12 protein-coding genes are annotated in these 13,804 nt (G+C 45.0%); 5 read left to right on the top strand and 7 right to left on the bottom strand.

The genetic code is table 11. From position 1 onward, the window contains the following. Nucleotides 1–46 precede the first annotated feature (46 nt). From CWD77_RS05765 to CWD77_RS05745, 5 genes are all read left to right on the top strand, one after another. On the top strand, nucleotides 47–1,054 hold the full coding sequence (locus CWD77_RS05765; RefSeq protein WP_101072283.1) for a dihydroorotate dehydrogenase-like protein: 1,008 nt from the start codon (nucleotides 47–49) through the stop codon (nucleotides 1,052–1,054). A gap of 488 nt (nucleotides 1,055–1,542) precedes the next feature. Continuing rightward, nucleotides 1,543–1,893, top strand: coding sequence for a 4Fe-4S binding protein (locus CWD77_RS05760; RefSeq protein WP_101072282.1), 351 nt, complete (start codon nucleotides 1,543–1,545; stop codon nucleotides 1,891–1,893). 51 nt (nucleotides 1,894–1,944) lie between these two features. Beyond that, a complete protein-coding gene (locus tag CWD77_RS05755) occupies nucleotides 1,945–3,792 on the top strand; it encodes a 2-oxoacid:acceptor oxidoreductase subunit alpha (RefSeq protein WP_101072281.1) in 1,848 nt (615 codons plus the stop codon). A 2-nt stretch (nucleotides 3,793–3,794) separates the two neighbouring features. Beyond that, nucleotides 3,795–4,817, top strand: coding sequence for a 2-oxoacid:ferredoxin oxidoreductase subunit beta (locus tag CWD77_RS05750; protein ID WP_101072280.1), 1,023 nt, complete (start codon nucleotides 3,795–3,797; stop codon nucleotides 4,815–4,817). 205 nt (nucleotides 4,818–5,022) lie between these two features. After that, nucleotides 5,023–5,760, top strand: a complete 738-nt coding sequence (locus CWD77_RS05745; protein WP_101072278.1) for an SDR family NAD(P)-dependent oxidoreductase — start codon at nucleotides 5,023–5,025, stop codon at nucleotides 5,758–5,760. Between the two features lie 12 nt (nucleotides 5,761–5,772). Here the strand turns inward: CWD77_RS05745 and CWD77_RS05740 are convergent, their stop codons facing one another. From CWD77_RS05740 to CWD77_RS05710, 7 genes are all read right to left on the bottom strand, one after another. After that, entirely contained in the window at nucleotides 5,773–6,351 is a 579-nt protein-coding gene (locus CWD77_RS05740; RefSeq protein ID WP_101072276.1) for a hypothetical protein, read from the bottom strand. A 189-nt stretch (nucleotides 6,352–6,540) separates the two neighbouring features. Continuing rightward, the gene (ftsZ, locus tag CWD77_RS05735) at nucleotides 6,541–7,875 is read right to left on the bottom strand and encodes a cell division protein FtsZ (RefSeq protein ID WP_101072274.1); all 1,335 of its coding nucleotides are present in this window, start codon (nucleotides 7,873–7,875) and stop codon (nucleotides 6,541–6,543) included. 82 nt (nucleotides 7,876–7,957) lie between these two features. After that, nucleotides 7,958–9,226, bottom strand: a complete 1,269-nt coding sequence (gene ftsA, locus CWD77_RS05730) for a cell division protein FtsA (protein WP_101072272.1) — start codon at nucleotides 9,224–9,226, stop codon at nucleotides 7,958–7,960. A 47-nt stretch (nucleotides 9,227–9,273) separates the two neighbouring features. Next, nucleotides 9,274–10,035 (bottom strand): cell division protein FtsQ/DivIB, encoded by a 762-nt coding sequence (locus CWD77_RS05725; RefSeq protein ID WP_240596672.1) that lies wholly within the window; start codon nucleotides 10,033–10,035, stop codon nucleotides 9,274–9,276. 7 nt (nucleotides 10,036–10,042) lie between these two features. Then, nucleotides 10,043–11,452, bottom strand: coding sequence for a UDP-N-acetylmuramate--L-alanine ligase (gene murC / locus CWD77_RS05720; RefSeq protein WP_101072271.1), 1,410 nt, complete (start codon nucleotides 11,450–11,452; stop codon nucleotides 10,043–10,045). Beyond that, nucleotides 11,449–12,609, bottom strand: a complete 1,161-nt coding sequence (gene murG, locus CWD77_RS05715; protein ID WP_101072270.1) for an undecaprenyldiphospho-muramoylpentapeptide beta-N-acetylglucosaminyltransferase — start codon at nucleotides 12,607–12,609, stop codon at nucleotides 11,449–11,451. The genes murC and murG overlap by 4 nt, the downstream gene beginning before the upstream one ends. Continuing rightward, nucleotides 12,609–13,802 (bottom strand): FtsW/RodA/SpoVE family cell cycle protein, encoded by a 1,194-nt coding sequence (locus CWD77_RS05710; protein ID WP_101072269.1) that lies wholly within the window; start codon nucleotides 13,800–13,802, stop codon nucleotides 12,609–12,611. The genes murG and CWD77_RS05710 overlap by 1 nt, the downstream gene beginning before the upstream one ends. Nucleotides 13,803–13,804 lie beyond the last annotated feature (2 nt).

Below are 13,804 nucleotides of genomic sequence, written 5' to 3'. Positions count from 1 at the left end.
CCGGGCTTAACTCAAAAATTATTCCTTTTATAAAACAGAACGCTTTATGAATTTAGAGACTAAATATCTTGGACTGACCCTTAAGAATCCACTGGTTCCATCAGCCTCACCATTGACGAGTGAATTGGATACCGCAAAAAAACTTGAAGACGCCGGGGCTTCTGCACTTGTGATGTACTCATTGTTTGAGGAGCAGATCACCCGCGAAAATGAAGCGTTGGATCATTTTTTGACAACCTCGGGTGAAAGCTATGCTGAGGCGCTCAGCTACTTTCCTGAACCGGATGAGTACCACAATCTCCATGCGGAAGATTATCTGGAGCAGATTCAAAATCTCAAGAAAACGGTTGATATTCCTGTAATCGCCAGCCTGAACGGTGTATCAAAAGGGGGGTGGATGGCATACGCAAGTAAAATGGAGGAGGCCGGTGCCGATGCCATTGAGTTAAATATCTACTATATCGCGGCAGACCCGAGTCAGACATCGGAAAAAGTTGAGCAGATGTATATCGACGATCTGAAAGCAGTGAAAGAAGCAGTTTCCATTCCCGTATCTGTGAAATTGAGTCCTTACTTCAGCGCATTTGCGAATATGGCTACACGATTGGAGAGTGCAGGAGCTGATGGATTGGTACTTTTCAACAGATTCTACCAGCCGGATATTGATCTGGAGGCAATGGACGTGAATCCGAATCTGAATTTAAGCAGCACATTTGAGAAACGCCTTCCACTGCGTTGGATTGCCATGTTGAGACCGCATATAAAAGGCAGTTTGGCGGCTACTACCGGAATTCATACCGCACACGATGTGATTAAGATGATTCTGGCGGGAGCCGATGTGACTATGATGGCTTCGGCGCTGCTTTATGGAGGACCCGATGCACTGAAATTCATGCTAAGTGAGATGAAAGTTTGGATGGAAGAGAAGGAGTATCAGTCTCTGGAAGAGATGAAAGGTGCTATGAGTTCTGCATCGGTTGCCGATCCCAGTGCGTTTGAACGAGCTAATTACATTAAGATTCTTCAGGGTTTCAGGTTAGAAGATCTCAAGTAATGTGATTTCGATTTAAAATAAATGTAAAGGCATTGAAAAATCCCCTCCTTTTCAAGGAGGGGACTTAGGCCTGCCTGCGCTGAAGCTTCGGAAGGCAGAGGTGGTTGTGACCAAAATCGGATCAGGTTTGAAGCCTGAAATCATCAAATCTACCTCCCCCAACCCCTCCTTACACAGGAGGGGAGAATCATATTCAAGATTCTTATGTAGAACTCAAGTTAAGTAAGAAATAAAGTCTTGTTAATAGATATTCTATTTGAACAGATCCGAATTAATTTTATTAAAAGAATGAGCCGGGATCTAATCTATAGTGAATCTAAATTAACCCGGTGGAAACCCGTGATATTGGAAGGTGCAACAAATTTCACTACTTTTAATTAGAGTTTTTTGTCTAAATATCTACTTTAGTTCAAAAGATCGATTCAGATCTCCTAATGGAGCATTTAAACGAAACCAAGATTTTAATCTTCAACTAAAAAAATACAATTATGGCTCTTTTTATAACTGACACTTGTATCAACTGCGGAGCGTGTGAACCGGAGTGCCCTAACCAGGCCATTTACGAACCCGGAGCAGAATGGACCATGGCAGAAGGAACAAACCTTTCCGGATCGGTAACCCTTCAAAACGGAAATGAAGTTGACGCAGATGAAATGCAGGAACCGCTTTCAGACGAGTTCTACTTTATTGTTACGGATAAATGTACAGAGTGTAAAGGTTTTCATGATGAAGAGCAGTGTGTTGCTTTTTGCCCGGTACCCGACTGCATTATAACTCACCCCGAGCACGAAGAGAGTGAAGATGTGCTTCTGGAAAGACAATCATTCCTACACGGATAATCGTAGGGGAGAACACTTTCTCTTCAAAATAAAAATTTAACACACAGGCTCATGGCTAATAATGTATTGACACCAACCATGCAAAAAGTGGTTGTTCGATTTTCCGGAGATTCCGGTGATGGTATGCAGTTAACGGGTGATATGTTTTCCCAAGCATCAGGTCAGGCCGGGCTTGACTTGACTACCATTCCCGATTTTCCGGCCGAAATCAGAGCGCCTCAGGGAAGTGTGGGCGGTGTATCCAGTTTTCAGATTCAGTTCGGCGGAACGGAAATTTACACGCCGGGTGATGAAGTTGATGTACTTGTGGTTATGAATCCTGCTGCTTTAAAAGCGAATCTCCGATTTTTAAAGTTAGGCGGAACCATTGTTGCGGATAAGGATAGCTTCACATCAAGAAACCTTAAGAAAGCGGACTACGAAGAAAACCCACTGGAAGATAAATCTCTTGATGAGTATAAAGTTATTAAAGCACCTGCTACTTCCCTGACTAAAGAAGCTCTTAAAGATTTAGGACTGGAAAATCAGGCGATGACCCGAAGCAAGAATATGTTTGCACTGGGGCTTGTCACATACATGTTTGGCCGACCGCTGGATACTCTTATTAAGTTTATAGAGAAGAAGTTTAGTAAGAAGCCTGTTCTTGTCAAAGCGAATAAACTGGCTTTAGAGGCCGGGTTTAATTTTGCTCTGAACACTGAGATCATCGGTACATCAATCATTATTCCGCCTGCTAAAATGCAGAAAGGTACCTACCGGAATATTGATGGAAATACAGCCATTGCCTGGGGATTTTTAGCGGCATCAGAAAACAGTGGAAGAAAACTGTCTCTATGCTCATATCCGATTACTCCGGCTTCCGAAATTTTGCATGAACTTTCAGCCAGAAGAGACATGGGAGCCATTGTCTTCCAGGCTGAAGATGAAATTGCGGCGGTTTGTGCTGCAATTGGAGCATCATTCAGTGGCAATCTCTCGATCACAACAACATCCGGTCCCGGATTGTCACTCAAGTCAGAAGCGATCGGTTTAGCCGTGATCTCAGAAATTCCACTGGTAATTGTAAATGTTCAGCGTGCGGGTCCGTCTACCGGTTTACCGACCAAGACTGAGCAGAGTGATCTGAACCAGGCTCTTTACGGACGCCATGGTGACGCTCCGCTTGTAGTAATGGCTGCCAGTTCTCCGGATGACTGTTTCAACTACAGCTATGAAGCTGCCAGACTAGCCATGGAACACTCAACACCGGTCATTCTTCTGTCTGATACGTATCTGGCTAGTGGTACAAGTCCGTGGAGGATACCTGAAAATGGAGATCTGCCGGATATTAAAATAAAAGATTTTGAGGGAAGCGCCGATGAGTGGCTGCCCTACATACGAGATCCCGAATTTCTGACCCGCTATTGGAAAGGTCCGGGTGATAAAGGTTTTGAGCACCGCATTGGTGGTTTGGAGAAACAGGTTGATACCGGAAATCTGACTTACGAGCCCGAGAATCACGAAAAAATGACCAAAATTCGTGAAGAGAAAATTGCAAAGATTGCCAAAAAACTTCCGCGTCAAAGTGTGGTTGGTGCACAATCAGGGAAATTACTGGTTATAGGCTGGGGCAGTACACACGGTGCAATTAATACGGCTGTAACAGAAATGTTGGAAGAGGGTGAAGAGAATATTGGGTTTACACATTTCAATTATATCAACCCGTTGCCCGAGAACACAGAAGAGGTATTTAGCCGATTCGATCAGATTCTGGTGTGTGAATTAAACAACGGACAATTTGCGAATTATCTGAAAACCAAGTTTCCGAAGTTTAACTACAGGAAGTACAACAAGATTCAGGGGCAGCCATTTTTTACCTCCGAAATCAAAGCCGAAATCATTAACACATTAACGAATTAGTTATGCAGACTGACGTAAAAGATAAGAACGAAGCATTGACCCGAAAGGATTTTGCGAGTGACCAGAATGTACGCTGGTGTCCGGGCTGCGGCGATTATATGATTTTGGCGAATATGCAGAAGACATTTGCTCAGATGGATCATGCCAAGGAGGACTTTCTGAGTGTATCCGGAATCGGCTGTTCATCACGAATAACCTACTATCTGGATACCTATGGAATACACTCTATTCATGGACGGGCTATAGCTGTTGCCACAGGCGCAAAACTGGCGAATCCGGAACTGAATGTATGGGTTTCTACAGGCGACGGTGACTGTATGGCTATTGGCGGTAATCATTTTATCCACGCCTGCCGCCGGAATATTGATCTCAACATTATCATCTTTAACAACAAGATTTACGGGATGACTAAAGGTCAATCCTCGCCAACTACTCCGGAGGGTACCAAGACCAAAACAGCACCTGAAGGAAACTATGAAAACACTTTCAATATCGGTGAAGTTGCCATAGGTGCAGGAGCTACATTTTTTGCTCGCGTGCCGGACAAAGATCCGAAATTGATGGAAGAGGTGATGATGGAGGCCTATCGGCATAAAGGAACGTCTGTGATTGAGGTGCTGCAAAACTGTGTGATCTTTACAGATGGTATCCATGAACAGATAACCGGAAAAGACACCAAAGACGATAACCAGCTGGTGTTGGAGCACGGAAAGCCGATGGTGTTCGGAAAAGATCAACAGTATGGTTTAAAACTGGAAGGAATGAAGCTAAAAAAAGCACCGTATGATGAAAATGATCCGACATTTTTGAAACATGATGCTCATGAACCGGATTCTGCTTTGCAGCTTGCACTTGCCAAACTGGAATTGCCAGACTTTCCTGTTTCGATGGGGGTAATCCGAAAATCAGATAAACCCAATTTTGATAAAACGGTTCATGACCGTATTGCAACCGTTCGGGAGCATTCATCATTTGAAAGCGTCAGCGATCTGTTCAACAGCGGAAATACATGGGATATTGAGTAAATTTTTAATGTTCGTTAATGCCATGTTCATTGTTTGGGGTGAACATTTAGCCCGGGGCAGATTTCTGTCTCGGGTTTTTTTATGGGATTTCGATATACAATAGGTTTAATTACAGATATACATGAATAACAATGTATCTTCATTTTGTTGATGCATAGAAAATCAGCTGGTCAGTTATTTTGACAAAAAATAAATCCAAAAATTTATGAATCGTACAGTAATCGTAACAGGAGCATCGAATGGAATTGGTAGGGCCGTTGCCAAGCTTTTTGCAACGAATTACTATAATGTTGTGATCGCAGATCTGGATGCCGAAAATGGAAATTCATTACAGGATGAACTGCTTAGCGAGGGAAGGCAGGCACAGTTTATACATTGTGATGTATCCGATCCGAAATCGATCCAGAATATGGTAAAAGAGACAATTAAAAGATATCAGAGAATTGATATTTTGATCAACAATGCAGGAATTTCAGAGTTTATCCGCCCGGATGAATTGTCTGTAGAAAAATGGGATCAGATTTTGAATACCAATCTGAGGGCAAGCTTTCTTCTGACCCGTGAAGTAGTTCCGCATATGAAGAAAAACGAGAAAGGATCTGTTGTAAACATCGCCTCAACACGTGCATTGATGTCGGAAAAAAATTCAGAGGCGTATGCCGCATCAAAAGGAGGATTGCTGGCGCTGACACACTCTCAGGCTGTATCATATTCAGAAGATAAAATCACAGTAAACTGTATCAGTCCCGGATGGATTCATACCGGTGACTACGACAAACTTCGTGATATTGATCATGAACAACATCCATCCAATCGAGTTGGGAAACCGGATGATATTGCAAGGGCCTGCTTGTTTTTAGCCGATGCGGAAAATGATTTTATCAACGGGGAAAACATTGTGATTGATGGTGGAATGACGCGAAAAATGATCTACGAGCACTAGCCCGGTATAGACCTACCGCAAAACAATCGGGCACTTTACCTCAGCCGGGGCAATGACCTCATCAACTTTACCATAGTTTGCATAAAACTCAAACCGACTCATATCCATTTGACTCCGAATACGTTGTGGATCGTAGTTATCAATGTACGCTTTGGAGATTTTAAATCCCGTAATGTTTAGGGAATAGATGCCGGAAAGATAGGGTTCACCCTCAGATGGATCACATTCGGGTGCTTTTTCCCAGGCACTGTGAATCGAGAAGTCTTCATCAAGTAGTGAAAGATCTACTTGAAATCCTTGTGTGAGTTCAAATTGACACGCCTGATCGGTACGGCTGTCGAAGGTTACCGGTGCATCCTTATTGGTTTGATAAATCAGCCCGCTAATTACCTTCTTGCCGGTGTAATAGTAGTATAGCTCATCCTCGTAGATCCGTGAAAAATTCGGATCCTCGTCCGGTTTGCAGTAACTGTATATAGATTGATATTGAACTTTGATTATGTGATCAATTTTATCGTCAGGGTATGAATCTGAAAGTAGAACCAATGGATTGAGTGCAAAAATGAAAACAAGAAGTAACATTTTGGGCATAGAATCATCTTTTGTGTACGTACCATTATTTTTGCCTGAAAATAGATGATTTGAGGTAAGATGTATAATAAAAAAAGAAAAGGAGCCCCGGTCAAAGGAACTCCTTTTTGATTTAGCAATCTATAGAATAGGCAGAGAAAGCCTATCTATGGGTTTAAAGCAATCATAAATCCGGTTCAGGTAATCGGATTAATCCATGATTTTTCGTAAGAATGCGGGCTGTTCGGTATCACGCTTATCAATACGCTCATCCCGATTTGACACGCTGTTATTATCGTTGCTAGCTTTTTTACGTTCAATCGATTCACGGTGCTGCATATCGTCGTCTGCCTGCACCTCTTCCTGAGAGCGCATGTGCTTAACCTCTCGCCGGTGAATGGCCGGGGTATCAAGGTTTTTGAGGTTCTTTTCACCTTTATAGTAAGTACCGTCCAGCGTACTGTTGTGTCGCTGAGCAATGTCGCTTGCTTTCGGTAGATTTGTGCTTTTCGTTTTAAGAATCGGTTCGCTCTTCTTATTGGGTGCAACGCGAGCTTTTGTTTTGTCTTCGCTCAGTTCAAATCCTGTTGCGATAACTGTTACCCGCAGCTCATCTTCGAAAGCATCGTCGAGTACTGTACCCAATATGATTTCCGCATCCTCACCGGCCTCCTGCTGAATTATGCTGGTTGCCGTTGTGGTTTCACGCATTCCCAGGTTAGCACCTGCAGAAATATTCACCAGTACGTTACGTGCACCGCGAATGCTCACTCCATCAAGCAGGGGAGAGTTGATCGCTTCGCGTGCGGCAATTTCAGCTCTGTCGGGGCCGCTGGCTGTAGCAGAACCCATAATTGCGGCTCCACCGTCGATCATTGTTGTGCGAACGTCTGCAAAGTCAAGGTTAATCAGACCCGGCATCAAGATAAGATCCGATATTCCGCGGGTTGCATTGTAGAGAACGTGATTGGCCTGTTCGAAGGCTTCCATCAGAGATGTATTCTCATCAGAGATATCGAGAAGCCGCTCGTTTGGAATTACGATTACGGTATCACAATTTTTTTTCAGTTCGGTAATACCTTCAAGGGCATATTTCATTCGAACTTTTCCTTCCACCAGGAATGGCGTAGTTACCACACCAACGGTAAGAATTCCTTTTCGTTTGGCAATGCCGGCAACAACCGGTGCACCACCTGTTCCTGTACCACCGCCCATTCCGGCAGTGATAAAGATCATATCGGCCGAATCGACCGCTTCATCAATTTCATGTCGGTTCTCTTCAACCGCTTCCCGTCCAATTTCGGGTCGTGCACCTGCTCCAAGTCCGGATGTAAGATTCGATCCAACCTGGATGGCCACATCGGCCGAGTTATTTTTCAGTGCCTGTGCGTCAGTGTTTAGTGCGATATATTCAACGCTGTCCAATCCTTTGCGGATCATATTGTTGATGGCGTTTCCGCCTCCGCCACCGACTCCGATGACTTTAATTTTCGCATTATCCTGACCTTTCTCGTCGAAGCTAAAGCGCGTGTTATTATATTCCATGATTACTCCTTATTTATGATTGCTAATGTGTGTTGTCTGTAGATTGCTATTTGTGATTATTGATTGTTCTGACATCCTTCGATCAGAGTTCTCTAAACCAGCTCTTCATGCGCTGCGTGATGCTGTTCATCACTTTCTCCACACCTGAACCTTTTGTGGATGACGGCACAATTGCCTGGTTCTCCGGACCTCCGGATTTTATAGCGTGAAGCACAAGGCCTACGCTGGTTGCGTACATCGGGCTGTTAACCTCCTCTATCAGGCCTCCGGAGAGTCCCAATGGTTTCCCGATTTTTGCATCAATCCCCAGTACCTCGTTGGCTAGGGGGCAGATGTTCTTAATCAGAGCTCCGCCGCCGCTAAGTACAATACCGGCGCTCAGTGAATCGGCATAACCGCTTCGTTTCACCTCAATGGCGATGATCTCTAAAATCTCTTCCATTCGGGCCTGTATAATTTTGGCCAGAATGCTTTTTGTAATCTCTTTGGGCGGGCGTCCCGCAATACCGGGGATGGTAATCGACTCATCTTCCTCGATCATATCCACAAAGCACTCACCGTGCTGCTGCTTCAGTTTTTCCGCCTGATCGTCGAGAACACTAAGGCCAACCCGGATGTCGTCCGTAACTTTTTTACCTGCAATGGCGATAACCGCTGTATGGCGAATTGTGTTATCCTGAAATACAGCCAGATCGGTTGTTCCGCCACCGATATCGACCAATACAACTCCGGCTTCTTTCTCTTCATCATCAAGTACAGCATAAGAACTTGCAAGCGGTTCAAGGATGATGTCGGCCACCTCAAAACCTGCACGCTCCACGCATCGATATAGATTCTTTGCCGCCGAAACCAATCCGGTAATGATGTGAACCTCAGCCTCCATCCGTATTCCGCTCATTCCCACGGGATCGCTGATTCCATCCTGGCCATCCACCACAAACTCCTGCGGTATTACATGCAGTATCTGCTGATCTGGCGGCAGCATAATGCGCTGGCAGTCTTCAAGCAGACGCTCCACGTCATGCACCGTAATTTCTTTATCCTTATTGTTGATGGTGATCACACCCTTACTTCTGATGCTGCGAATATGATCGCCCGCAATTCCTACGTTTACGGAATTCACCTCAATACCGGAGGCGAGCTGAGCCTGTTCAACTGCGGTTTTAATGGCCTGAACCGTCTTATCGATGTTCACAACCACACCACGGTTCAAACCTTCGCTGGGGGCCTTGCCAACGCCCAGAATGTGAATTCTATCCTGTTCATCAATGGAGGCCACCACAGCACAAACTTTCGTGGTGCCAATGTCGAGGCCTACTACGATTCGTTCATTTTCATTTTCTATTTCCATAAGTCTACCTGCTTGTCTTGTTGATTGCTAAATCAGTGTTATTGGGGTTACAGTTCTTTGGTGACCACCTGGTTTCTAAACCGGAGATCGATTTGGCGAAATGCTCCAATTCCCTTCGTCGAGATTACTTCACCATAAAATGCCTGCCAGTGTTTGAGTCCTGTTTCAAAATCTGAATGACCAAACAGCAGTTTTACTCCGTTTTCTGCCGTGAGGGCAACGACTCCTTCACGTTCGTTCCACGCCACTTCGCTGATCGTAATCCATCCAAAGCGATTTTCTCGCGCCGCGGTTAAAAAATCTTCAACCTGTTGGAATGCTTCCGTTTTCAGCGTGTCGCTGAGCGGTTCTGCCGCAAATCCATAAACCAGGGGTACATCTTCAGTCTTTTCAGGTATGATCGGCAGCCTGATTCCGCCTTCAGCTACATAATTTCTTTTACTGCCGTCAATCAAGAGTGCCAAAGGTTTTCGTTCCGTTACATTGAATTGCAGTTTGCCGCGAAAACCCATGGTTACATTTACATTTTCCACATAAGGCAGTGAATGGATCGAGTTCATCAACATTCCGAAATCCACACTGTCTGCCAGCATACCTACAGGTGAAATCTCAGCAATAGTAGCCTGTAGCTCCTCAGAAGAGGTAAAACGATGTCCGGAAAAATCCACATCGGTAATCCGGGTGTTTTGCTCAAAGTAGTACCCGCCCAGAACAGCCAGTCCAACAATAAAGAAGACTCCTGCAATGAGTGTAACAGGTCGCTTTGTCCCGTTGCTTTTACTTTTGCTATGTGATTTTTTCTTGCTCAAAAAAGTTTTATTTCTGTTTAATCAATTCAGTAAACTGCTCGCCAAATTTGTAAATATCTCCGGCACCCATGGTTATCACGATATCACCGTCTTCCACAATACTTGTCAGTCGAGTGGGGAGATCGCGTTTATCTCTAACATAGTGCACATCACGGTGTCCGTAGGTTTTGGCAGCGTCTGCAATTAGTTTGCCGGTTACACCTTCAATCGGTTTTTCCCTGGATGGGTAGACGTCTGTAACAACCAATACCTCAGCATCAAAGAATGAGAGCCCAAACTCCTGGTGCATCTCCTGTGTCCGGGAGTAGAGATGTGGTTGGAATACAGCAACAATCCGTCTGTCTTCCCAACCACGTCGAGCCGCTTTTATGGTTGCCTGCACTTCGGTAGGGTGATGGGCATAGTCGTCAATCACTAAAATATTTTTGTCGTCCATCTTAGGCTGGAACCGGCGAAAGACACCTTTAAATCGTTCCAGACCTTTTTTGATGTCTTCAAACTCCATTCCAAGCTCTAAGCCAATGGCTACTGCAGCCAGCGCATTTTTGATGTTATGATCGCCGGGGGCCATCAACGCAATTTCTCCAAGTGGTTCTTCCTGGTGAAGTACTGTAAATGCACTTCTGAAACCCTTCTGTCCAACATTAACAGCCCGTATTTCTGCCTGAGGCGTGAAACCATAAGTGATGGTTCTTCTTTCAATATCCGGGAGAATACTTCTCACATTCTGATCATCCAGACAGACAATCACAGCTCCGTAAAAAGGAACTTTGTTGGCAAATTCGATGAACGCATCTTTAACATCTTCCAGATCTTCGTAGATATCCAGATGTTCTGCTTCAATATTCGTAATAACGGCCAATGAAGGGGATAGGCGCAGGAACGTTCGGTCAAACTCATCCGCTTCCACAATGACAATGTCTCCTTTGCCAACAACTGCGTTGGTTTTGTCGAAACTGTGTACACGCCCGCCCACGATAATTGTGGGATCAAAATTACCATCTTGAACCACGTGACCCGCCAGGGTAGTAGTGGTTGTTTTACCGTGTGTGCCTGCTATGCCGATCCCATACTTCATTCTCATCAGTTCGGCAAGCATTTCAGATCGCTTGATAACCGGAATTTGAGCCGTTAATGCAGCTTTCGTCTCTTCGTTCTCTTCAGCTTTAACGGCACTGGTGTAAACCACAACATCTGCACCTTCAATATTGGATGCACTATGACCTTTAAAAATGGTTGCACCCAGCTCTTCAAGTCTTTCAGTGGTGTCACTAAGGCTACTGTCGGAACCGGTAACTTTGTATCCCCTCAGCAGCAGAATCTCTGCTATGCCGCTCATACCGATCCCACCAATTCCAACCATGTGGATCTGTTTGGTTCGGCCAAATACGGGTTGTGTTTGAATCTTGTTACTCATCGGTTTCGTTTCTGTGCAAGTGTGTAAATTTCTTTTGCAATGGTTTTGGCAGCGTCGGGTTTTGCCAGGGATTTCATGGCCTCATTCATTTTCTGTAACCTTTCTTTGTCCATGATCAATGCTGTGATGACTTCTGAAAATTTTTCTTCGATGTCAGACTCTTCAAGAAGTTCAGCGGCACCTGTTTCTACCATCGATTTGGCATTCTTTGCCTGATGATCTCCCGCTACATTAGGGGAAGGCACCAAAACGGCCGGCTGACCCAGCAGCATAAGTTCACTGCAGGTTCCCGCACCTGCTCTTGTGACTACCAAATCTGCGGCACCGTACGCGGCCGGCATGTCATCTATATATTGAGTGAGTCGTAAATTTGGATAAGAATCCGTATCAATCTGCTTGTTTAGTTCTTCGAAATATCGTTTTCCACACTGCCATATGATTTGAAGTCCGGCTTCATTGTGAAGATGATCCAGCTCTTTCTGCATGATGTTGTTCAGCGCCAGTGCACCGCCGCTTCCTCCTAAAATCAACAATACCGGTGCTTCCGAGTTAAAGCCAAAAGCTTCACGAGCGGCTGATGAATCACTCTGTTTGAGCTGACCTCTCACCGGGTTTCCACTCAGCGTGATTTTTTCTTCCGGTAGATATTTTTTTGCATCCTCAAAAGCCGTGAATATTGAAACGGCGTGTTTAGCTAAAAGCCTGTTCGTAACTCCCGGATAACTGTTTTGCTCCTGAATGACAATCGGAATGTTTAATTTTGCAGCAACCCAGCCAATTGGACCGGCGGCAAAACCACCGCAGGCAACCATTACATCCGGTTTAAAGGATTTAATGATGGAAAAACTTTGTACGATACTGGTCACCAGCTTAAATGGAAAAAGAAGATTTTGCGGAGTCAAGCGCCGATGAAATCCGCTGATCCATACACTTTTAATATCATATCCGGATTTTGGAACTGCTTCCCACTCCATACGATCGCGAGTGCCTACGAACAAAATCTTTGTACGGGGATCTGCCTTACGAAGTGCATCCGCGATGGCAATCGCCGGATAGACATGTCCACCCGTACCGCCGGCTGCCAGCAAAACCCGAATGGGTTCTGCCGCAGCTGTGCGGGTGTCTGTGGATGATATGTTCTTCGTGGCAGTTGTCATTAACCGTTATAAAATCTGTTTTGAATCTGTCTGTTGTGTTTCGAAATGTTGAGCAGTATCCCCACCATTATTCCTGCAAAAAGCATACTTGTGCCTCCGTAACTGATGAAAGGCATCGGTAGCCCCGTAACGGGGAATAACCCGGTGGCAACGGCCGCATTTACAAAACCGTAAAGGGTGATCATGAGGGTGGCCCCAAGTGCCAGGAGGGTCCCAAGCGCATCGGGGGAGTGTCGGGCAATGACTGCAATTCCGCGGTAAAGTATGACGATGAAAATGAGCATCACTGCAGAAGATCCGATAATTCCATACTCTTCAGCGATGATTGCAAAAATGAAATCGTTGTATGGTGCCGGGAGGAAATCACGCTGTGTGCTTTTCCCGATGCCAACACCGATCAGGCCACCCCTGGCAATAGCAATGTGCGCCTGTTGTGCCTGATAGCCGCTGCTGGATTCAAGCTTCTCGCTGTTAATGTCTTTTACCTGTGTGATGTAATTGGTTACCCTGCTGGTACGCTCTGCTGAACTCAGTATTAAAGCTGAACCGCCAATCAACCCGAGCATTACCAGCCCTAGCAGTTGAACAGCACTGATTCGACCTACAAACATCATACAGATGGTAATCCCCATAAGTAGTGCTGCGCTACTGAAGTCTTCCAGAGCAATCAGGAAACAGGTTACCGCTACCCAGATCAAAATTGGGATAAAAGCTCGTTTAAAATCTTTGATGTAATCCTGTTTTTCATGCAGTAATACGGCTATGTGGAGAATCAGAGCCATTGCAGCAAAAGATGACGGCTGAAAAGAGAATCCGGCTACAGAGAGAGATCGTCTTGCTCCAAAAACCATGTCACCATAGATCATAACGGCGATTAACAAGATCCAGCTGAATACAACTGCGATTCGGCTAAACTTTGCCAATACCCGATAGTTTAGTTTCGAAACAAAGATCATGGCTATAAAAGCAATTCCAAGCTTTACAACATGTCCCGAAACAAGAGCACCGGCCGTGGAATTGTGAGCCTGTGCAAAATAAGCGATAGAGGAGTAGACTGCGATTGCACCCACCATCATCAACATAAAAACGCAAACAAGAATCACCCGGTCACTTCCCTGTACAGGTGTGTCGAGCTCTTCGCGTGTTGTGCCGAAGATCGATCCTACTTTGCTATTTGGTGTGGTGTAGTACAACT

The organism is Rhodohalobacter barkolensis (assembly GCF_002834295.1).
Classification (GTDB): Bacteria; Bacteroidota; Rhodothermia; order Balneolales; family Balneolaceae; genus Rhodohalobacter; species Rhodohalobacter barkolensis.
Note: the sequence above shows the minus strand (reverse complement) of the source record. Positions and strands in the feature narration are given on the sequence as shown.